Annotated in this window: 19 protein-coding genes; 7 read left to right on the top strand and 12 right to left on the bottom strand. The window is 62.1% G+C overall.

The window, feature by feature from the left end; genetic code table 11:
• Positions 1-105 precede the first annotated feature (105 nt).
• Entirely contained in the window at positions 106-354 is a 249-nt protein-coding gene (locus NTD88_RS18410) for a hypothetical protein (protein ID WP_042124780.1), read from the top strand.
• Between the two features lie 84 nt (positions 355-438).
• Here NTD88_RS18410 and NTD88_RS18405 read toward each other — a convergent pair whose 3' ends face one another.
• The 5 genes from NTD88_RS18405 to NTD88_RS18385 all read right to left on the bottom strand — a co-directional run bounded on the left by NTD88_RS18405 (position 439) and on the right by NTD88_RS18385 (position 5,131).
• Positions 439-1,056, bottom strand: a complete 618-nt coding sequence (locus tag NTD88_RS18405) for an FKBP-type peptidyl-prolyl cis-trans isomerase (RefSeq protein WP_095158713.1) — start codon at positions 1,054-1,056, stop codon at positions 439-441.
• Between the two features lie 82 nt (positions 1,057-1,138).
• Positions 1,139-1,447, bottom strand: coding sequence for a DUF6482 family protein (locus NTD88_RS18400; protein ID WP_095158728.1), 309 nt, complete (start codon positions 1,445-1,447; stop codon positions 1,139-1,141).
• Between the two features lie 136 nt (positions 1,448-1,583).
• Complete coding sequence (locus tag NTD88_RS18395) at positions 1,584-2,072, bottom strand: TIGR00645 family protein (RefSeq protein ID WP_095158714.1); 489 nt, start codon at positions 2,070-2,072, stop codon at positions 1,584-1,586.
• A 133-nt stretch (positions 2,073-2,205) separates the two neighbouring features.
• On the bottom strand, positions 2,206-2,523 hold the full coding sequence (locus NTD88_RS18390; protein WP_095158715.1) for a hypothetical protein: 318 nt from the start codon (positions 2,521-2,523) through the stop codon (positions 2,206-2,208).
• Positions 2,524-2,692: 169 nt separating this feature from the next.
• On the bottom strand, positions 2,693-5,131 hold the full coding sequence (locus tag NTD88_RS18385) for a Lon protease family protein (RefSeq protein WP_095158716.1): 2,439 nt from the start codon (positions 5,129-5,131) through the stop codon (positions 2,693-2,695).
• A 273-nt stretch (positions 5,132-5,404) separates the two neighbouring features.
• On the opposite strand from NTD88_RS18385, the gene NTD88_RS18380 reads away from it, so the two are divergent.
• The 4 genes from NTD88_RS18380 to NTD88_RS18365 all read left to right on the top strand — a co-directional run bounded on the left by NTD88_RS18380 (position 5,405) and on the right by NTD88_RS18365 (position 8,842).
• Positions 5,405-5,893 carry a DUF3015 domain-containing protein gene (locus tag NTD88_RS18380; RefSeq protein WP_095158717.1) on the top strand — a complete coding sequence of 163 codons (489 nt, stop codon included), beginning with the start codon at positions 5,405-5,407 and terminating at the stop codon, positions 5,891-5,893.
• A gap of 73 nt (positions 5,894-5,966) precedes the next feature.
• Positions 5,967-7,820 (top strand): DUF4105 domain-containing protein, encoded by a 1,854-nt coding sequence (locus NTD88_RS18375; RefSeq protein WP_262129665.1) that lies wholly within the window; start codon positions 5,967-5,969, stop codon positions 7,818-7,820.
• 100 nt (positions 7,821-7,920) lie between these two features.
• Entirely contained in the window at positions 7,921-8,268 is a 348-nt protein-coding gene (locus tag NTD88_RS18370) for a hypothetical protein (RefSeq protein ID WP_095158719.1), read from the top strand.
• 70 nt (positions 8,269-8,338) lie between these two features.
• Entirely contained in the window at positions 8,339-8,842 is a 504-nt protein-coding gene (locus tag NTD88_RS18365; RefSeq protein WP_262154092.1) for a GreA/GreB family elongation factor, read from the top strand.
• Here NTD88_RS18365 and gdhA read toward each other — a convergent pair.
• A complete protein-coding gene (gene gdhA / locus NTD88_RS18360; RefSeq protein WP_262154093.1) occupies positions 8,839-10,176 on the bottom strand; it encodes an NADP-specific glutamate dehydrogenase in 1,338 nt (445 codons plus the stop codon). The genes NTD88_RS18365 and gdhA overlap by 4 nt on opposite strands.
• A 289-nt stretch (positions 10,177-10,465) precedes the next feature.
• Positions 10,466-12,133: an energy-dependent translational throttle protein EttA gene (gene ettA / locus NTD88_RS18355; protein WP_175653276.1), complete on the bottom strand. Its 1,668-nt coding sequence runs from the start codon at positions 12,131-12,133 to the stop codon at positions 10,466-10,468.
• A gap of 426 nt (positions 12,134-12,559) precedes the next feature.
• Here ettA and NTD88_RS18350 point away from each other — a divergent pair, with 426 nt between their 5' ends.
• Positions 12,560-16,408, top strand: coding sequence for an EAL domain-containing protein (locus tag NTD88_RS18350; protein ID WP_262154094.1), 3,849 nt, complete (start codon positions 12,560-12,562; stop codon positions 16,406-16,408).
• Between the two features lie 107 nt (positions 16,409-16,515).
• Complete coding sequence (glyA, locus tag NTD88_RS18345; RefSeq protein ID WP_262129669.1) at positions 16,516-17,769, top strand: serine hydroxymethyltransferase; 1,254 nt, start codon at positions 16,516-16,518, stop codon at positions 17,767-17,769.
• An 88-nt stretch (positions 17,770-17,857) separates the two neighbouring features.
• Here glyA and NTD88_RS18340 read toward each other — a convergent pair whose 3' ends face one another.
• From NTD88_RS18340 to NTD88_RS18320, 5 genes are all read right to left on the bottom strand, one after another.
• On the bottom strand, positions 17,858-18,160 hold the full coding sequence (locus NTD88_RS18340) for a helix-turn-helix domain-containing protein (RefSeq protein WP_095159899.1): 303 nt from the start codon (positions 18,158-18,160) through the stop codon (positions 17,858-17,860).
• Positions 18,161-18,391 (bottom strand): type II toxin-antitoxin system RelE/ParE family toxin, encoded by a 231-nt coding sequence (locus NTD88_RS18335; RefSeq protein ID WP_410017291.1) that lies wholly within the window; start codon positions 18,389-18,391, stop codon positions 18,161-18,163. It abuts the gene before it with no gap.
• 15 nt (positions 18,392-18,406) lie between these two features.
• Positions 18,407-19,378: a GTPase gene (yjiA, locus tag NTD88_RS18330; RefSeq protein ID WP_262154096.1), complete on the bottom strand. Its 972-nt coding sequence runs from the start codon at positions 19,376-19,378 to the stop codon at positions 18,407-18,409.
• Positions 19,379-19,465: 87 nt separating this feature from the next.
• Complete coding sequence (locus NTD88_RS18325; protein WP_056841925.1) at positions 19,466-19,663, bottom strand: YbdD/YjiX family protein; 198 nt, start codon at positions 19,661-19,663, stop codon at positions 19,466-19,468.
• 15 nt (positions 19,664-19,678) lie between these two features.
• Positions 19,679-21,745, bottom strand: a complete 2,067-nt coding sequence (locus NTD88_RS18320; protein WP_095159902.1) for a carbon starvation CstA family protein — start codon at positions 21,743-21,745, stop codon at positions 19,679-19,681.
• Between the last annotated feature and the right edge of the window lie 57 nt (positions 21,746-21,802).

The raw sequence follows: 21,802 nt of genomic DNA, 5'->3' as shown, positions 1-21,802 counted from the left end.
GACAAAGGCGCGCACCCCGGCAGAAAATGCAAAAAATTCCCAATTGTCACTTGCTATTTTGATAATAAGAATTATTCTCATTGAACGCTTTCAAGGAGAATAGCCATGACTTATCTGATCGACGCCTGGCTTGACCGCCCCCAACCTTACCTGCGCATCCTCCACCGCGAGACCGGCGAAGTCTGTGCCGTGCTCGAAGAAGCGGCACTGGACGAACTGCGCGACCAGGGCGACCTGGATCTCAATGGTCTGAATTCAAGTGAGCCGATCGTGCTCAAGGAACTGGTGAGGAACCTGTTCCTGTTCTGTTATGCGCGGGCCTTGCGCCCGAACACCCCTCATACCGGGTTCTGATCGAAATATGAAATCGCGAGCAAGCTCGCTTCTACAGGGTGTTGATCTCTGTAGGAGCGAGCTTGCTCGCGATCAGGATTTGGCTTACAGAACGTCCAGCAACTCGACGTCGAAGACCAGAACACTGTGCGGCGGGATGCTGCCAACGCCCTGGGCGCCGTAAGCCAGCTCGCTCGGCACGTACAGGCGCCATTTGCTGCCCGCGTTCATCAGTTGCAGGGCTTCGGTCCAGCCAGCGATCACGCCGCCAACCGGGAACTCAGCCGGCTGACCACGATCGTAGGAGCTGTCGAAGACAGTGCCGTCGATCAGGGTGCCGTGGTAGTGAGTACGCACGTTGTCTTCACGGGTCGGCTTGGCGCCTTCACCAGCGGTCAGGACTTCGAACTGCAGGCCCGAGGCCAGGGTGGTGATGCCGTCACGCTTGGCGTTCTCGACCAGGAATTCCTTGCCGGATGCAGCGGCAGCTTCTGCCTTGGCAGCAGCTTCGGCCTGCATGACGTCACGGATGACCTTGAAGCTGGCGGACAGCTCTTCTTCGCTGACGCGGCTGGCTTGGCCAGAGAAGGCATCAGTCAGGCCGGCCAGGATGGCGTCCAGACTCACGCCCGGTGGCGGGTTGTCGCGCAGTTGACCGCCCAGTTGACGGCCGATGCCGTAGCTGACGCGGGTTTCGTCGGTGGACAGGTTGATTTCGGACATTGGCTTGCTCCGCAGCAGGGCGCAAAACCACTGCGCCCTTTATGAAAAGGGCCAGCAGCCTAGCACACTGCGGCGAAGCAGTTCAGCTACCAGGCGAACGACGCGGCAGGGGCAGCTTGAGGTCTTCTTCCCCGATATCGGCCATGCCACACATTTCATCCTGCACCGACCAATGCACGAGGTTCAGCGGCAACGTTGGCAAGCCTTCCAGCAGATGGTGCGCCTCGACCATCGAGTGCACTTTCAGACGGCTGCCCTTGATGTTGGTCAGCGGATGCGCGTGACCACTGCATCGCGCTTCAAGCAGGAAATCGCCGCCTTCGATGGCGATCAGGTTGAGTTCCTCGACACGGCCCGCGCGGGCCTGGGTGTTCAATTCGTGCAGGTTCATGACACTACCTCGCAACTGGAACATTCGAGCGACCGTTCATTTTTTGTACAGCACGCCACAAAGCACAAGGCAGAAACGCAACCGCCCGTCCGTTTTGCAACGGACGGGCGGCGGATGACGCGCTTACCAGCAGCAATCAGTGCTTGGTGAGCTTGTCCAGGTAACCCATGGCGAAGGCCGAAATCACGAAGGTCATGTGGATGATCACGTACCACATCAGGTAGTCGGACTTGATGTTCTGGGCGTCCATGAATACCCGCAGCAGGTGGATCGAGGAAATTGCCACGATCGACGCAGCCACTTTCATCTTCAGCGAAGACGAGTCCATCTTGCCGAGCCAGCTGAGCTTTTCCTTGCTTTCGTCGATGTCCAGTTGCGAGACGAAGTTCTCGTAGCCGGAGATCATCACCATCACCAGCAGACCACCCACCAGCGCCATGTCGATCAGCGACAGCAGCACCAGGATCAGGTCGGATTCGGCCAGGGAAAAGACGTTTGGGAGAACGTGGAATATCTCCTGGAAGAACTTCAATGCCAGCGCCAGCAAGCCCAGCGACAATCCAAAGTAGATCGGTGCGAGCAGCCAGCGCGAGGCGTACATCGCATTTTCGATAAAGCGTTCCATTGAGCTAGTCACCTGAAGGCGGGGGAAAATCGAGCGGCAGTATATCAGCCAGACGTGTGGGAAAAAGCCCGCGACGCGCTGCCGCAGGCAGGGGAAAGACCCCGAAGGGTTCGGGATCTGGAAGAGTCAGACGTCAGCCAACGTGATGCACGTGCCCGCCGTTGACGCGTCGTAACTGTGCCTGAAGGTGTACGCACCAGATCTGCGGATCGTTCGCCACCGTGTAACCGTGGAGGGTCAGGCTGTCGACGATCGCCTCAAGCACCGACTCGGCCACGAACGGACCGTGAAACGGCCCTTGGGCCTTGATGGCAGAAGGCTGTTCGCCAGCCATGCCGGCGGCGAAAAGCAGTGTCCACATGCCATTGTCTCCGGCCAGCGGACGAATACTGCACTCAATGCGGGTCACCAGGCCCAGGCATTGGCGGGTAAGGCTGAGGCTGCGCGGCATGGCGACGACCCTCGGAAAAATCTCGTTCAGCCTCCGACCACAAGGCTGTTCCGTCCTGCACCGACGACTATCCATGCCCTGAAGAATAGAAGAAAACCGCCGCCGGCAAGCGAGTGCCGGCAAGCGGGCGCCGAATGGTCATGACAACACGGCGCCCGCAATGTTTCCCTCAGGCGGGTTTGACCTCCGCAAGCGCCTGTTCAGCCAGTTCTTTTTCGGCTTCCTTGAGGTCGTCTTCGCTGATCATTTCGGCGATCACCCGCAGACGCTCGACCACCCGGGCGTTGACGCTGCCTTCCGGGAACTGGCCATCGGCATCCGGCTCGCCCGCCGGCTCACCCACCAACAGGCTCAGGGCTTCATCGGCCTGGCTGACGGCGTAGATGTGGAACTGCCCGTTGCGCACCGCCTGCAGCACCCGCTCATCCAGCATCAGGGTGACGACGTTGGCTTTCGGAATGATCGCGCCCTGCTCTCCGGTCAGACCGCGGGCCTCGCAGAGTCGGAAGAAGCCTTCGATCTTCTCGTTGACCCCACCCACCGCCTGCACCTCACCGAACTGGTTGATCGACCCGGTAATGGCGAAGCACTGCTTGAGCGGAGTCTTCGACAGCGCCGAGATCAGCGTGCAGGCCTCACCCAGCGAAGCGCTGTCACCATCGACATAGCCGTAGGACTGTTCCAGGGCGATGCTCGCCGAAATCGCCAGCGGGAATTCCTGGGCGTAACGGCTGCCCAGGTAACCGGTAAGGATCATCACGCCCTTGGAGTGGATCGGCTGGCCGAGATTGACCTCGCGCTCGATGTCGACAATGCCGCTGCCGCCCGGGTACACCGTGGCGGAAATCCGCGCCGGCACACCGAAGGCCGAATCGCCCACTTCCAGCACGGTCAGGCCGTTGCACTTGCCTACCGCAGCGCCTTCGGTGTCGATCAGGATGATGCCGGCCAGCATGTCGTCGAGAATCCGCGCCGAGACCCGCCCGGTGCGCGTGGCCTTGGCCTTGAGGGCGCGTTCGATGTGGCCGACGTCGGTCATTTCGTCATTGGCCAGGTGGCGAATGAAGTCCGCCTCGCTGACCAGTTGGAACAGGTCACCGATCCGCGCCGACAGACGCTTCTGATTTTCCGCCAGGCGCGCGCTGTAGGTCGCCAGGCGGGCCACCGCATCGGCGGTCAGCGGCGCCATGCCTTCTTCACTGGTACGGGTTTTCAGCAACTGGGCGAACTGCTCCAGGCTCTCGTTGTGCATCGGGATTTCTTCGTCGAAATCCACCAGCACGCGGAACATCTCCTGGAAGTCCGGATCATGGTCCTGCAGCGCGTAGTAGAGCTGGCGGGAGCCGATGATGATGACCTTGACCTGCAGCGGGATCATCTGCGGCGTCAGGGTCACCGTGGCGATGCGGCCCAGCTCGCCCAGCGGCGATTCCATCTTCAGCTTGCGCGATTGCAGGGCGCGCTTGAGGGCGTCCCAGACGAAGGGCTCGCCGAGCATCTTCTCCGCTTCGAGAATCAGGAAACCGCCATTGGCCCGGTGCAGCGCACCCGGGCGCAGTTGCCGGTAGGTGGTGTACAGCGCGCCTTGGTCGGTGCTGTATTCGATGCGGCCGAACAGGTTGTCGTAGGTCGGGTGCGGCTCGAACACCACCGGCGCGCCGCCGCTGGCCGGATGGCCCACCACCAGGCTCGGTGCGTATTGCTCTTCGAGCAGCTTGCGCGCCACGGCGTCGGTCTTGGCGTCATCCACCAGTTGCTCGACCACGGTGCGCAGCAGGTTGACCTGCATGGCCTGCAGGTAGGCGCAGACCTCGGCGTTTTCCGAGTACTTTTCCGACAGCGGCGCCAGCAATGGCTGCAGCGCCAGGGTGATGGTTTCTTCGTTGAGCTGGCGCAGTTGGTTGTTCGATTCGCGCTTCCACTGCGGGAGGCTGGCGAGTTCTTCGTTCAAGCGCTCTTCGAGGATTGCGATGTCCTCGTGGAAACGCTCGCGCTCGGCTTCCGGCAACTGGGCGAACTCCGCTTCGTCCAGCGCCTTGCCGTCGCTCATCGGGGTGAACGCGACGTTGGTGCTGTCGCGGTACAGCGCCACATCCTTCTCCAGCGAAGCGCGCTCGATCACGTCCAGCGCACGGTCGTAGCGCTGGTTGAACGCACGGTCGATGGCGCTTTTCTTCTGCTGGTAGGACGGGTGCTCGAAGACCGCCGGGAAGGTCGCCAGCAGGTTGTCGATCAGGCCGCCGATGTCGGCGATGAAGGTGTTCGCACTGCCGGCGGGCAGTTCCACCGCGCGCGGCTCGCGCAGTTCGTCGAAGTTGCTGACGTAGACCCAGTCCGACGGCGTGTGCAGGCGCTTGCCTTCGGCTTTCAGGTAGCGTTTGACGAACGAGAAGCGGCCGGTACCCGGCTCGCCCATGACAAATACGTTGTATCCCGGACGTGGCATGGCGACGCCGAACTGCAAGGCTTCGACCGCACGTTCCTGGCCCAGCACACCGCGAAATGGCTCCAGATCATTGGTTGTGGAGAAGGCGAACTGTTCAGCGGAAAACGGCCGGGTCAGGGCTTCTGGCGCAAGACGCAGGCTCGCAGCGACAGGATCGGGCATCGGGCTTCCTTACTTCGGCGGGGCAGATGTCGGCATTCTGGCGCCGCCCGCGCCCGCGTTGCAAGGCTCTTGGCGCATTTGCCTACAGGGCTGAATGAGCCGTGCAAATGTGTGTTAAAGCAATATTTCGCAATTAATCACGGAACCGCGGGATCGTGCCTAAACTCTACACTGCGCGGCCGGGTAGATAACCGGACCCGATCTGGCACGACCACCTATGGCAGGCCAGATAACCCTGACCTTTGGTTTGCACATCAAAAAGAGAACAAAGCTATGAAACGGATTCTTCTGGGTACTCTGTTCACCGCGGTTTCGATCAACGCCATGGCCCAAGCGCCAGGCGGCCCGGACTGCGGCTGGGGCAACATGCTGTTCGAAGGCCAACGCGGCACTCCCGCTCACTTCCTCGCATCCACCACCAACGGCACCTCCGGCAACGCAACCTTCGGCATGACCTCGGGCACCAACGGCTGCTCGACCAACGCTGCGCTGACCTACGGCGGCAAATCCTGGATTGCCATGAACGGCATGATGAACGAGCTCTCCGAAGACATGGCCAAGGGCCAGGGCGAAGCCCTGACCACCTACGCCGTGGTTCTCGGTGTAGCACCGGAAGACCGCGCGCACTTCGCCGCAGTCACCCATCAACACTTCCAGGACATCTTCAAGACCGCGGACGCCACCGCCGAAGACGTCCACACCAACACCCTCGCCGTACTCAAGTCCGACACTCGCCTGGCCAAGTACGCTACCCCGGCCTAAGCAGCGTCACCCCGCCCCTCACCGGGGCGGGTTGTTCATCCCATTCGGCTTCATTCAGACGTAGTTGCCCGACATGCTCAAACGCCTTGCCTACCTGGCGCTCTGTGTCTGCGCCCCGCTGCACGCCGCACCTTTCATGGACGATTCGCGCCTGCAACGGCTGGCCGCCGATCCCTACTGGATCAGCCTTGGCCACTACGAAACAGGCAAGCTCGGAGGCTGGCGCAGCTATGTCGACGACAAGCGTTTCTTCCTCGCCGAAGACGGCGCCCACCACCCTGACCGGGAACTGGCGGCCACGTACAAGGCGCTCTATGACCCCGTCAGCAAGGGCGAGAAGCACGCGCAGTGCGTCTTCCCGGCACGCACCCGCTGGTTGCGCGAGCAACTGCAACTCAATGACCTGCCAACACCGGACTGCAAGGAATACCGGCAGTGGTTCAAGGACGTCTCGCCGCACAGCGCGGTGCTGATTTTCCCTGCCGCCTACCTGAACAGCCCATCGTCGATGTTCGGCCACACCCTGCTGCGCATCGACCAGGCCGATGTGCAAAGCAACGAGACCGCGCTACTCAGCTACGCGGTCAACTTCGGTGCCTACATCGAAGGCAACGACAACAGCATTCTCTACGCCTGGAAGGGCCTGATGGGCGGCTATCCCGGGCTGTTCGCGCTGGTGCCCTACCAGGAAAAACTGTCCGAGTACCGCAGCCTGGAAAACCGCGACCTCTGGGAGTACCGGCTGAACCTCACGCCCGAGGAAACCGGGCGGATGGTCGAACACATCTGGGAACTCAAGCAGATCCGCTTCGACTACTTCTTCTTCGACGAGAACTGCTCCTACCGCCTGCTGGAATTGCTCCAGGTGGCACGCCCGAGCCTGGACCTGACGTCGCAATTCCCGCTGACGGCGATCCCGACCGACACGGTCAAGGCGGTCAAGCACGCCGGGCTGGTGGAGCGCACCGACTACCGTCCGTCCCGCGAACGCGAGCTACTGGAGCGCGCCGCACCTCTGGAAAAAACCGAGCAGCAACAGGTGCTGGCCCTCGCCGCCGATACCGGCCATTTGCAAAACAGCGAATTCACCGCCCTGCCCCGGGAGCGCCAGGCGCTGGTGCAAGACGCCGCTTACCGGCTGGAACGCTACCGCGCCAACGGCCAGGAACGTGATCCGGCTCAAGCCAAACGCAGTTTCGAGTTGCTACGCGCGATCAACCGCAATCCACCGCCACCGTTGCAGGTCGAACGCCCCGGGCTTCCGGAGGACGGCCACCAGTCGCGGACCTGGCAACTCGGCGTCGGCACTCGTAAAGACCGCGCCTTTGCCGAATATGGCCTGCGCATGGCCTACCACGACCTCAACGACAACCTCTACGGTTTCCCGTTGGGCGCGCAGATCGAGATTCTGCAACTCAAGCTCCGCCAGTACGAGGGCAACGACTGGCAGGTGCAACGCCTCGACCTCGCGACCATCCGCTCGCTGACCCCGCGCAACGACCTGCTGCAACCCTGGTCATGGCAGGTGGCGGGCGGCCTTGAGCGGGTGCCGGGCAAGCATGACGATGAAGTGCTGGTCAGCCATGTCAACGGCGGCGCCGGTGGCACTTGGGCACTGAGCGACGACATGCTTGGCTTCGCCCTCGGCACGGTACGGGTCGAACACCACAACGACTTCTCCCAGTTCATCGCACCCGCGGCGGGCTTCAACACCGGGCTGCTGTGGCGCAACGGGCTGGGCAACCTGAGCGTTGAGGCCAAGGGTGATTACTTCATCAACGGCGAAGTGCGGCGCAGCCTGAGCCTGAACCAGCAGTGGGAACTGAGCGACAGCCTGGGCCTGCGCCTGAGCGCCAAGCGCGAGTTCAGCCAACTGGCGACGGCGCAGAACGAAGTGATGCTGGAGTTGAAGTGGTACAACTACTGAGGCCTTGAGGGCCTCATCGCCTGCAACAGTTTCACGGCCTTTTGACAGCACACTGACATTCCCCCTCCTAGACTTTCCTTATCTTGTGGAGAGTCTTGTCATGCGGCGCTACTGGTTGTGTTTTCTGTTGTTACTGGCGGGTTGCGAATCAACCCATCAGCAATTGATCAATCAGGGTTATCCAGCGCCCTACGCCGATGGTTTCCAGGATGGCTGCAGCAGCGGCCGACAGGCTGCCGGCGTGATGACCGGGGATTTTCGCAAGGACGTCCCGCGCTACCTGCACAACCACCAGTATGAATCCGGCTGGGACGACGGTTTCCGTCAATGCCAGGCGATGCAGCAGAACCAGGAGCAACAGAACTACTACAACCGCCACTGGGACGAGCGCGAAGAACAATGGCAACACGAAAAGGACCGCGATGCCGCGCGCGCCTATCGACGCTGAAAGGTCGCCTGTGGATAACCATTGAAACCACGGGCCTGTCAGCATGGTCTTCTGGCAAAGGAGACCGTTCATGAGCCGTGCATTCGTCAACGAAGACCAGGCCGCCGCTCAGGCCAGCCAACCGGTGGAGCGCAAGGTCAGCGACCAGCCCAACTACGTCACCGCCCAAGGCCTGGCGCACCTGCAGCAGCGGGTGGCGCAACTCAATCGCCTACGCAGCGAACTGCTCGCCCAGGGTGAGCAGGCGGACAAGCAGCGCCTCGCCGATATCGAGCGCGACCTGCGCTATTTCAACGCAAGGCAACACAGCGCCCAGGTGGTGCCACCGGCGCTGTCGCGCGACAAGGTACAGATCGGCAGCCGGGTGACCTACCTCGACGAGGAGGACCGGGAGCACAAGGTGCAACTGGTGGGAGAAGATCAGGCCGACATCGCTGCCGGCCTGATCAACTGGGGTTCCCCGCTGGGCCGGGCGCTGCTGGGGGCAGGCCCGGGTGACGAGGTTGTATGGCGACGACCCGTGGGTGATCAGTCGATCGAGGTCATCGCCATCGAGCCGGAGCCCGATGCTTAGACCACGCCTTGAGCCAGCATGGCGTCGGCGACTTTCACGAAGCCGGCGATGTTGGCGCCTTTGACATAGTTGATGCGGCCGTTCTCTTCACCGTAGTGAACGCAGGCGTGGTGGATCGACTGCATGATGTTGTGCAGCTTGCTGTCCACTTCACCGGCGGTCCACAACAGACGCATGGCGTTCTGCGACATTTCCAGGCCGCTGACCGCAACACCACCGGCGTTGGAGGCCTTGCCCGGCGCGAAGAGGGTGCCTTTTTCGATGAACAGGTCCACCGCTTCCAGCGTGGTTGGCATGTTCGCGCCTTCGGCCACACAGATGCAGCCGTTGGCCAGCAGGGCGCGGGCGTCTTCCTGGTCCAGCTCGTTCTGGGTCGCGCAAGGCAGCGCGATGTCGCACGGCAGGCTCCATGGGCGCTGGCCAGCACGGAATTCCAGACCGTACTGGGTAGCCAGTTCGCTCAGGCGGCCGCGCTTGACGTTTTTCAGCTCCATCAGCGCGTCCCACTGTTCATCGGTCAGGCCGGATTCTGCGAACAGGGTGCCTTCGGAGTCCGACAGCGAGATCACTTTGCCGCCCAGGTCCATGACCTTGCGCGCGGCGTACTGGGCGACGTTGCCCGAGCCGGAGATAGCTACGCGGCGGCCGTCGATGCGCTTGTCTTCACGCTTGAGCATTTCTTCGGCGAAGTACACGCAGCCGTAGCCGGTGGCTTCCGGGCGAATCAGGCTGCCACCGTAGTTCATGCCCTTGCCGGTCAGCACCGAGGTGAACTGGTTGGCCAGGCGCTTGTACTGCCCGAACATGAAGCCGATTTCCCGCGCGCCCACACCGATATCGCCGGCAGGAACGTCGAGGTCGGCACCGATGTGGCGGTACAGCTCGCTCATGAACGCCTGGCAGAAGCGCATGACTTCCGCGTCGCTCTTGCCCTTCGGATCGAAGTCCGAGCCGCCCTTGCCGCCGCCCATGGGCAGCGAGGTCAGGGAGTTCTTGAACACTTGTTCGAAGGCGAGGAATTTCAGAACGCCGATGTTCACCGACGGGTGGAAGCGCAGGCCGCCCTTGTACGGGCCGATGGCGCTGCTCATCTGGATGCGGTAGCCGCGGTTGACCTGGACCTTGCCGTGGTCATCGACCCAGGAAACGCGGAACAGAATGGCGCGCTCAGGCTCGACCATGCGTTCGAGGATGCCGGCTTCGAGGTAACGCGGGTTGGCTTCTAGGAAAGGCCAGAGGCTACGCAGGACTTCTTCCACTGCCTGGTGGAATTCGGGTTGGGCGGGATCGCGTTGTTTCAGACGTGCGAGGAAGTGGTCGACAGATTCGATCATGAGTAGACATCTCACCGAGGGAGTTGGACTTTTTGGTTTTTTCGGGACTTTACCAAGAAGCAATCGCACTGGAACAGGGCGAAATGTCGTTTTTATGAAATTTTTTGGTGCATTTCTATAAATGTATACACAAGCATGTGGTTTTTTAGGGCCATCGCGAGCAAGCTCGCTCCTACAGGGGCCACGTAAAACCACAGCTTTCTGTAGGAGCGAGCTTGCTCGCGATGACCTCCAGACAGGCACAAAAATGGGGCCATGAAGGCCCCATTCCTGTGCATCAATTACCGACTTACTGAGCCAGCTTCTTGTGCCGTACGCGGTGCGGTTGTGCCGCAGCTTCGCCAAGACGCTTCTTGCGGTCGGCTTCGTACTCGGTGTAGTTGCCTTCGAAGAACACGGCTTGCGAGTCGTCTTCGTACGCCAGGATGTGAGTCGCGACGCGGTCCAGGAACCAGCGATCGTGAGAGATCACAATGGCGGCGCCCGGGAAGTCCAGCAGGGCTTCCTCCAGCGAACGCAGGGTTTCAACGTCCAGGTCGTTGGACGGTTCGTCAAGCAGCAGGACGTTGGCGCCCTCTTTCAGGGTCAGCGCCAGGTGCAGACGGCCACGCTCACCACCGGAGAGGTCCTTGACGAACTTCTGCTGGTCGCCGCCCTTGAAGTTGAAGCGGCCAACATAAGTGCGCGACGGGATCTCGTAGTTGCCGATGCGAATCTGGTCGGAACCGTCGGAGATCTGCTGGAACACGGTCTTGTTACCGTCCAGGTCGTCACGGCTCTGGTCAACGCAGGCCAGTTGCACGGTTTCACCGATCGAGATGCTGCCCGAATCCGGTTGTTCCTTGCCCATCAGCATGCGGAACAGGGTCGATTTACCCGCACCGTTACCACCGATTACGCCGACGATCGCGCCTTTTGGCATGACGAACGACAGGTTGTCGATCAGCACGCGGTCGCCATAGCCTTTGCTGACGTTCTTGAACTCGATGACGTTGTCGCCCAGGCGAGGACCGGCCGGGATGTAGATCTCGTTGGTCTCGCTGCGCTTCTGGAATTCCTGCGATTGCATTTCTTCGAAGCGTTGCAGACGGGCCTTGGACTTGGACTGGCGGGCCTTGGCGCCTTTGCGCACCCACTCCAGTTCTTCCTTCATGGCCTTTTCATGAGCCGATTGCTGCTTCGACTCCTGGGCCAGACGGTCGGACTTGGCTTCCAGCCAGCCAGAGTAGTTGCCCTCGTAAGGGATACCGGCGCCGCGGTCGAGTTCAAGGATCCAGCCAGCGACGTTGTCCAGGAAGTAACGGTCGTGGGTAATCGCGACTACAGTGCCCGGGAAGTCGTGGAGGAAGTGTTCCAGCCAGGCGACGGAGTCGGCGTCCAGGTGGTTGGTAGGTTCGTCGAGAAGCAGCATGTCCGGCGCGGACAGCAGCAGGCGGCACAGGGCGACGCGGCGTTTTTCACCACCGGAAAGGTGCTCGACCTTGGCGTCCCAGGCCGGCAGGCGCAGCGCGTCGGCGGCGACTTCCAGTTGGCGCTCCAGGTTGTGACCGTCGCTGGCCTGCAGGATGGCTTCCAGCTTGGCCTGTTCGGCGGCCAGCTTGTCGAAATCGGCATCCGGTTCGGCGTAGGCAGCGTAGACCTCGTCCAGGCGGGCCTGGGCATCCTTGATCACGCTGACCGCTTCTTCGACCACTTCACGTACGGTCTTGGCCGGATCCAGTTGCGGCTCCTGCGGCAGGTAACCGACGTTCAGTTCCGGCATCGGACGGGCTTCGCCGTCGAACTCGGTGTCGACGCCAGCCATGATTTTCAGCAGGGTGGATTTACCCGAACCGTTCAGGCCGAGCACGCCGATCTTGGCGCCGGGGAAGAACGACAGGGAGATGTTCTTGAGGATTTCACGCTTGGGCGGAACAACTTTGCTCAGCCGGTGCATGGTGTAAACGTATTGAGCCAAAATGCGGACCTCGCTCGAATCGTTGGAAAAGCCCCGTCGCTAGGACAGGGCTGGAACAAACCGGGTGTCAGGGAAAGGCGCTACTGGCCTGCGTCGCGGCGCTGCCGGCGTTTTCGCGGGGCAGGTGCGCGGCGGGCTCAGGCAACGGCCTCACCCTTGTCTATCTGGTAGTCGGAACCCGTAAGGTTACCCGAACTGGAGGGCGGCGGGCAGGGGCATCCCCGTTGAGCGTATCCCGGCGGTCGTGACGACCTTTCGTCAGGTCGAATCTTTGCGACGAAGATGACTGGCACTTTGCCACAACTCAAGGCATGCTAGCCGCCCTTCGGGCGTCAGGCTTATAGTGCAGCCCTGGATCGCCGCCCGTGTGGCTGGCATTGCTCTCGCGCTGCTGGACCACGGCCAGCCATACCGCAGGATCACCGTTTGACCAATCTCACTCAGCCGTCCTCCTTGCGCAAAGCCTCCACTGCGTCGGGTCAGTCCCTGCGCGGGTCGCTGAAGGGCGCACTGGCGATCCTGGTGCTGCTTTTGCTGGCCCTGTTGTTCTGGCAGATGCTCGATCAGTACCAGCACACCCTCGCCGATCGCCGCCAACACAGTGTCGATGCCGCCGCCGAACTCGCCGACCGCCTCAACCTGAGCCTGGCCCTCGACGCCCAGTCCGCGCTGAACCTGCTGCAGGCCAATGCCGCGGTTCCGGACGAAGATGCCGTCCCCGCCCTGTTCACTCGCCTGCATCAACAAATGCCGGCCCTGCACAGTCTCGCCTGGCTGAATGGCGATGGGCAGATCCTGCGTGACAGCATGGACAACTCCCCCGACCAACCGGCGATGGCCGAGTTGCTCCGGCAGAACCGCGACAGCACCTACCGTTTCAGCAACGCTGACGACAATGCCTTTATTTACCTGCTGCTGCGCCAGCCCGGCGAAACCAGCAACGGCTACTGGCTGCTGCGCATGCAGCCGACCTGGTACCAGCAACTGGCCAGCCGCCTGGAGCACGCGGTCAAACCGCAGTGGCAACTGGAAAACAGCCGGGCCGGGGAAATCATCAGCACTCACCTGCAACCGCGCCCGGACACCACGCCGAATAGCGAACAGGCGCCGCTGCAAAGCGTGATGCTGGCCTTCCTCGACAACAGCGACTGGCAACTGCGCGGCCTCTATGACGCCGAACGCAGCCGCCGCGACCTGCTTCCGGCGCTGGTCGGCAAAGCCATGCTGGTCGTGCTCTGTGCCCTGCTACCGCTGCTGGCGCTGATCAACATGCGCCGCCGCAATCGCGTCTTGCAGGAAGGTCGTCGGCGCTACCAGGATATTTTCGAAAGCACCGGCGTCGCCCTCTGCGTGCTCGACCTCTCGGGCCTTGCCGCGATCCTCGAACGCCTGCGCCTGCGCAGCCGCAACGAACTGGAGCAACGCCTGGAACTGGACCCGGCGCTGCGCGAAATCCTCCTGCACGAACTGAAAGTCACCGAAGTGAACCAGGTCGCCCTGCAACTGCTGGGGGTGGATTGCTGCGAGGGGGCCTGGCGGCAACTGGTCGCCGGCAGCGCGCTGGAAAACGATGGCATAGGTCTGCAACTGCTGGGCGCTGTGCTGGACAACCAAGCGCAACTGGAACTGGAAGTGCGCCTGCCGACCGAGCAAGGGCTGGAGCAGCACCTGTGGCTGATGGTGCGGTTCCCGGAGGCGCGTCGCGACTATCACGCGGTGATCCTCAGCATTAGCGATATCACCAGCCGCAAGCGCGTCGAACTGTCGTTGCTGGAGCGCGAGAGCTTCTGGTCCGACGTGGTCCGCACCGTTCCGGATCAGCTCTACGTCCAGGACGTGCAGAGCCTGCGGATGATTTTCAGCAACCGCCACCTCGGCCAGACCCTGGGCTACGCGCGCAACGAACTGGCGCAGATGGGCGAGTTCTTCTGGGAAGTCCTGCTGCACCCGGAAGACGCCGCGCTCTACCGCGACCTGCGCCAGCAGCAGCGCCAGAGCGGCTACGTCGAGCAACTGCACTGCCAGTTGCGCTTCCGCCATCACGATCAGCGCTGGCGCCGCTACGACATCCGCGAACAGGCGCTGACCCGCGACGTGGCCGGCCACGTCACGCGGATCATCGGCGTGGCCAAGGACGTCACCGACCAGCTCGAAGCCAGCGAATCGCTGCGCGACAGCGAACAACGCTACCGCATGCTCGCCGAAAGCATCAGCGACGTGATCTTCTCCACCGACGACCAGTTGCGCCTCAACTATGTCAGCCCGTCCGTGCGGGCAGTGCTGGGCTATGACGTCGAGTGGATCTTCAACAACGGCTGGCAATCGACCATCGCCAACCCGGCGCAACTGACCGGGCTGTCCGCCCTGGTCGAGCGGGTCAACCGCGCCCTCGGCGATGCCGCGCAACTGGAAGCCCTGCGCACCCAGGTGCCGACCCAGTTGTTCCTGTTCGACTGCCTGCGCGCCGACGGCCGCAAGATCCCCATCGAACTGCGCCTGGTGCTGGTCTGGGACGAGCACGACCAGTTCGGCGGCATCCTCGGCGTTGGCCGCGATATCAGCCAGCAACGCCGCGCGGAAAAAGACCTGCGCATGGCGGCAACGGTTTTCGAGCACTCGACCTCGGCGATCCTCATCACCGACCCGGCCGGCTACATCGTCCAGGCCAACGAGGCGTTCAGCCGGGTCAGCGGCTATGCCGTGAGCGATGTGCTCGACCAGTTGCCCGGCATGCTTACCGTCGATGAACAACAGGAAGCGCACCTGCGCTATGTGCTCAAGCAACTGCACCAGCGCGGCACCTGGGAAGGCGAAGTCTGGCTCAAGCGGCGCAATGGCGAGCATTACCCGGCGTGGGTCGGCATCACTGCGGTGCTCGACGACGAAGGCGACCTGGCCAGCTACGTGTGCTTCTTCACCGATATCAGCGAGCGCAAGGCCAGCGAACAACGCATTCACCGCCTGGCCTACTACGACGCCCTGACCCACCTGCCCAACCGCACGCTGTTCCAGGACCGCCTGCACACGGCGCTGCAACAGGCCGAGCGGCACAAGTCGTGGGTGGTGCTGATGTTCCTCGACCTCGACCGCTTCAAGCCGATCAACGACTCCCTCGGCCACGCCGCCGGCGACCGCATGCTCAAGGACATGGCCGAGCGCCTGCTGGACTGCGTCGACGACGACGACACCGTGGCGCGCATGGGCGGCGACGAATTCACCCTGCTGCTGCAACCACGGGCGACCCGGGAAATGGCGCTGAACCGCGCCATCAATGTGGCTGAGCAGATTCTTGGCAGTCTGGTACGACCGTTCGTCCTGGAAAACCGCGAGTTCTTCGTCACCGCCAGTATCGGCATCGCTCTCAGCCCGCAGGACGGCAGCGAACTGAGCCAGTTGATGAAAAACGCCGACACGGCCATGTACCACGCCAAGGAACGCGGCAAGAACAACTTCCAGTTCTACCAGGCGGACATGAACGCCAGCGCCCTGGAGCGTCTGGAGCTGGAAAGCGACCTGCGCCACGCGCTGGAGCAGAACGAGTTCATCCTTTATTACCAACCGCAGTTCAGCGGCGACGGCAAACGCCTGACCGGCGCCGAAGCGCTGCTGCGCTGGCGTCACCCGCAGCGCGGGCTGGTGCCACCGGGGGATTTCATCCCGGTGATCGAAGAACTCGGCCTGGTGGTGGATGTGGGCGACTGGGTCATCGCCGAGGCGTGCCGCCAGCTCAAGTCCTGGCATCAGGCGCGGGTGCGCGTGCCGAAAGTTTCGGTGAACATCTCCGCGCGGCAGTTCTCCGACGGCCAACTCGGTACGCGGATCGCCAACATCCTCAAGGAAACCGAGCTGCCGCCAGCGTGCCTGGAACTGGAACTGACCGAAAGCATCCTGATGCGCGAGGTCAACGAGGCGATGCAAATTCTCGACAGCCTTAAGAACCTCGGCCTGAGCATCGCGGTAGACGACTTCGGCACCGGCTATTCATCGCTGAACTACCTCAAGCAGTTCCCGATCGACGTGCTGAAGATCGACCGCACCTTCGTCGACGGCCTGCCGGAAGGCGAGCAGGACGCGCAGATCGCCCGGGCCATCATCGCCATGGCCCACAGCCTGAACCTGGCGGTAATCGCCGAGGGCGTGGAAACGCACGAACAGTTGGAGTTCCTGCGCGAACACGGCTGTGACGAGGTCCAGGGCTACCTGTTCGGGCGCCCGATGCCGCCTAACCAGTTCGAGGCGCAATTCAGTAACGAAACCCTGTTCATGCTTGAGTGATCCTGCGTGAATCCCATTTGTCTGCCAGATGATCCCCTTTCATATGCCAGACAAAAGTCTATGGGGTAGAATGCCCGCCTATTTCACCCCGATCCTTGAGGACCGCCATGTTCAGCCGTGATTTGACCATTGCCAAGTACGACGCCGAGCTCTTCGAAGCCATGCAGCAAGAAGCTCAGCGCCAGGAAGAGCACATCGAGCTGATCGCTTCGGAAAACTACACCAGCCCAGCCGTGATGGAGGCCCAGGGTTCGGTGCTGACCAACAAGTACGCTGAAGGCTATCCAGGCAAGCGCTACTACGGTGGTTGCGAGTTCGTCGACGTGGTTGAGCAACTGGCCATCGACCGCGCCAAGGAACTGTTCGGCGCCGACTACGCCAACGTCCAGCCGCACGCGGGTTCGCAAGCCAACAGCGCTGTTTACCTGGCCCTGCTGCAAGCGGGCGACACCATCCTCGGCATGAGCCTGGCCCACGGCGGCCACCTGACCCACGGCGCCGCCGTGAGTTCGTCGGGCAAGCTGTACAACGCTGTTCAATACGGCATCGACGGCAATGGCCTGATCGACTACGACGAAGTCGAGCGCCTGGCGGTCGAGCACAAGCCGAAAATGATCGTTGCCGGTTTCTCGGCTTACTCGCAAGTCCTGGACTTCCCTCGCTTCCGCGAAATCGCCGACAAGGTCGGTGCCTACCTGTTCGTCGACATGGCCCACGTTGCCGGTCTGGTTGCCGCGGGCGTCTACCCGAACCCGGTTCCATTCGCCGACGTCGTCACCACCACCACTCACAAGACCCTGCGCGGTCCGCGTGGTGGCCTGATCCTGGCTCGCGCCAACGCCGACATCGAGAAGAAGCTGAACTCCGCCGTCTTCCCGGGCGCCCAAGGTGGCCCACTGGAGCACGTGATCGCCGCCAAGGCCATCTGCTTCAAGGAAGCGCTGCAGCCTGAGTTCAAGGCTTACCAGCAACAGGTCGTGAAAAACGCCCAGGCCATGGCCAGCGTCTTCATCGAGCGCGGTTTCGACGTGGTTTCCGGCGGTACCGAGAACCACCTGTTCCTGCTCTCGCTGATCAAACAAGAGATCTCCGGTAAAGACGCCGACGCCGCCCTGGGTCGCGCCTTCATCACCGTGAACAAGAACTCCGTGCCAAACGACCCACGCTCCCCGTTCGTCACCTCCGGCCTGCGCTTCGGCACCCCGGCAGTGACCACTCGCGGCTTCAAGGAAACCGAGTGCAAGGAACTGGCTGGCTGGATCTGCGACATCCTGGCTGACCTGAACAACGAAGCGGTGATCGACGCTGTTCGCGAGAAAGTCAAAGCCATCTGCAAGAAGCTGCCGGTTTACGGCAACTGATTAACCGATGAGCGCCCGGTGGCTTGATTGCCGGGCATGAAAAAACCGATGCCGGGTGACTGGCATCGGTTTTTTTGTGGGCGGAATATCACGGTTGCCGGGAACATCCCTCGGGAACCAAACGCACCTCGACGCGCTGTCCCAAAGCTCGAGCGGCGCTCGCAAGCGTCGCCAGCGTCATGCCGGGATCACTTTGATCCAACGCTCTGTCCACCGCTGTTCGACTCGTTTTCATTCGCTCAGCCAAGGCTTTCTTGCTGATCCTCTGTTCTTTCATCGCCTGCTCGAGCTGCCAGGCGATCACCCGCTTGAGTGCAGCAGCGGAAACCTCCTCACCAAGGCCTTCATCGGCAAGGAAGTCGTCAAAGTCCGACCCAATATGTTGGTTCATTCACTGCCTCCACAACTTCGCCTTTCGTTGCCTGGCGGTTTCCAGGTCGGACAACGGCGTTTTCTGACTCTTCTTGATGAAGCCGTGGAGCAAGACCATGACATCCTCCACAAGCGTGAAGAGTACCCGGGCACGGGTCTCACCCAAATCGACACGGACTTCCCAAAGGCCACGCTCCATTTTCCTGACCAGCGGCATGCCTAGCGGCCAGCCTGTCTGCACAGCAACCAGTCAGACCCGTCCTCATCAACTGCCAGTCAACGCCTCAAACCCCGCCCGGATCTTCTCTTCCGGCAGTTGATCGGCGATGAACACCATCACGCTCTCGCGGGCCTCTCCCTCGGCCCATTCGGTGTCCCAGTCGAAACCATAGAGTTTCAGCACGCCCTGGAACACCAGGCGACGGTCTTCGCCGGCGATGTTCAGTACGCCTTTGTAACGCAGCAACTGTTTGCCGTGCTCTTCCAGCAACTCGTTCATGAAGTCGCTGAGGCGGTCGATGTCGAGCGGGGTTTCCGTGCGCAGGACCATGCTGGAAATACGGTCCGGGGTCGCCGGACCCGCCACCGGGCGCAGGCTCAAGCCGCCACCGAGGTCGGCATTGAGGTTGAAGCCCCGCACATCCAGCAGTTCGGCGAGGTCGATGCGGCCGTTATCGACCACGCGAATTGGCGCGCGGCGGTTGATCCGGCCAAGCCTGTCGGTCAGGGCTTCGACGGACTGGCTGTCCGCCAGGTCGGTCTTGCTCAACAGCAGCCGGTCAGCGAAGCCGATCTGGGCCTGGGCGATGGCCTGGGTCAGGTGCAGGTCGGCGTGGACCGCGTCCACCAGGGTGATGATGCCGTCGAGGATGTAGCGCTCGCGCAGTTCCTCTTCGATGAAGAAGGTCTGCGCCACTGGCGCGGGATCGGCCAGGCCGGTGCATTCGATCACCAGCCGGTCGAAGGCGATTTCACCGCTGTCCAGGCGCTCCAGCAGCAGGAACAGAGCCTTGGTCAGGTCGGTGTGGATACTGCAGCAGACGCAGCCGTTGGCCAGAGTCATGACCTGCACCGGTTCGTCGCCGAGCAACTGGCTATCGATACCGGCATCACTGAACTCGTTCTCGATGACGGCGATTTTCAGGCCGTGCTCGGCCTTGAGGATGTGCCGCAGCAAGGTGGTCTTGCCGGCACCGAGGAAGCCGCTGAGCACGGTAACGGGAATGGGGGACTGCACGGGGAATTCTCCTGACGCTGAAAATGACTGTGGGAGCCCGGCGCACCGAGCTCCCACAGGTCTGTCACTGACGCCAAGCGCTGTGTTTCAACAGCACTTGGGCCCACCCTTGCCGCCGTAGCGAGCTTCCTGGCGTTCCCGGAAGAACTCCTCGTAGCTCATCATCGGCTTGTCCGGGTGCTTGCCCTGCATGTGTTCGACATAGTTGTCGTAGTCGGGCATCCCGACCATCAGGCGGGCTGCCTGCCCCAGGTACTTACCCAGTCGACCCAGGTCGTTGAACATGATGGCATTCCTCGGTTAAGCGTCTGGTTGCGCCTGGAAAGGCGTTTCCTTGTCGGTGCGCTCTTTCTTGCCGAAGGCGGCGATGCCGACCTTGATGGCGAAGAACAGGACGCTGAACACGACGATCAGGAACAGCACGGTCAGGGTAGCGTTGGTGTAGGCGTTGAAGATCACATGCTGCATTTGCCCGATGTCCTTGGCAGGAGCCAGAACCTGGCCGGCGTCCAGCGCGGTGCTGTACTTGTTGGCCAGGGCCAGGAAGCCGACCGCCGGGTTCGGGTCGAACAGCTTGATCAGGCCAGCGGTGGTGGTGCAGATCAGCAGCCATACCGCTGGAACCAGTGTGACCCACATGTAGCGCTGGCGCTTCATTTTGATCAGGACCACGGTGCCGAGCATCAGCGCGATACCGGCCAGCATCTGGTTGGAGATACCAAACAGCGGCCACAAGGTGTTGATGCCACCCAGCGGATCGATCACGCCCTGATACAGCAGATACCCCCACAGCGCTACGCAGCCGGCGGTGGCCAGCAGGTTGGCGCCCCAGGATTCGGTGCGTTTCAGCGCCGGAACGAAGCTGCCCAGCAGGTCCTGCAGCATGAAGCGACCGGCTCGGGTACCAGCATCTACCGCGGTGAGGATGAACAGCGCCTCGAACAGGATCGCGAAGTGATACCAGAACGCCATGGTGTTCTCACCCGGCAACACCTGGTGGAGGATCTGCGCGATACCCACCGCCAGGGTCGGCGCACCACCGGCACGGGCCAGGATGGTGTGCTCGCCGATGTCACGGGCGGTTGCTTCGAGCTGCTCCGGCGTGATCGCGAAGCCCCAACTGCTGACGGTCTGCGCCACCGACACGACGTCGGCGCCGACTACTGCGGCCGGGCTGTTCATGGCGAAGTAGACACCCGGCTCGATCACCGAGGCGGCAACCATGGCCATGATGGCGACGAAGGACTCCATCAACATGCCGCCGTAGCCGATGTAACGGGCGTTGGTTTCGTTGTCCAGCAGCTTGGGCGTGGTGCCCGAGGAGATCAGCGCATGGAAGCCGGACACGGCGCCACAGGCGATGGTGATGAACAGGAACGGGAACAGGGTGCCTTTCCAGACCGGACCGGTGCCGTCGGTGAACTGGGTCAGCGCCGGCATTTTCAGCTCGGGCGCGATGACCAGGATGCCGATGGCCAGCGCAATGATGGTACCGATCTTGAGGAAGGTGGACAGGTAGTCACGCGGTGCCAGCACCAGCCAGACCGGCAGCACCGCGGCGACGAAGCCGTAGCCCACCAGCATCCAGGTGATCTGCACGCCCGTGAAGGTGAACGCCGGGCCCCAGACCGGATCAGCGGCAACCTGGCCCCCCAGCCAGATCGACAGGAGCAGCAGCACCACGCCGATCAGCGAGATTTCGCCGATGTGGCCCGGGCGGATGTAGCGCATATAGATGCCCATGAACATCGCGATCGGGATGGTCGCCATCACCGTGAACATGCCCCATGGGCTCTCGGCCAGGGCCTTGACCACGATCAGCGCCAGCACCGCGAGGATGATGATCATGATCAGGAAGCAGCCGAACAGGGCGATGGTCCCCGGAATCCGGCCCATCTCCTCGCGCACCATGTCGCCCAGGGAGCGGCCGTTGCGGCGAGTAGAGAGGAACAGGATCATGAAGTCCTGCACCGCGCCGGCCAGGACCACACCGGCGATCAGCCAGAGCGTGCCGGGCAGATAACCCATTTGCGCGGCGAGAACCGGACCGACCAGCGGGCCGGCGCCGGCAATGGCGGCGAAGTGGTGACCGAAGAGGATGTGCTTGTTGGTCGGGACGTAGTCCAGGCCATCGTTGTTGAGGACCGCCGGAGTGGCCCGACGTGGGTCCAGCTGCATCACCTTGGTGGCGATGAACAAGCTGTAGTAACGGTATGCAACCAGATAAATCGCCACCGAGGCGACGACAATCCACAAGGCATTGATGGCTTCGCCACGCCGCAGGGCAACCACCCCGAGCGCACAGGCCCCTATCACTGCCAGCGCCAGCCAGGGAATATGGCGGGCCAGGCTATTATTGTTGTTCATGGTTCGCTTCCAGCTAGTGGATAAAAAGGTAGCTTTTCGAGTCTAGCGATACTGGCC

The sequence above is a fragment of the Pseudomonas sp. 20P_3.2_Bac5 genome (assembly GCF_025466035.1).
Taxonomy (GTDB): Bacteria; Pseudomonadota; Gammaproteobacteria; order Pseudomonadales; family Pseudomonadaceae; genus Aquipseudomonas.
The sequence above is the reverse complement of the archived record's forward strand: the minus strand, read 5'-3'. Positions and strand labels throughout refer to the sequence as shown.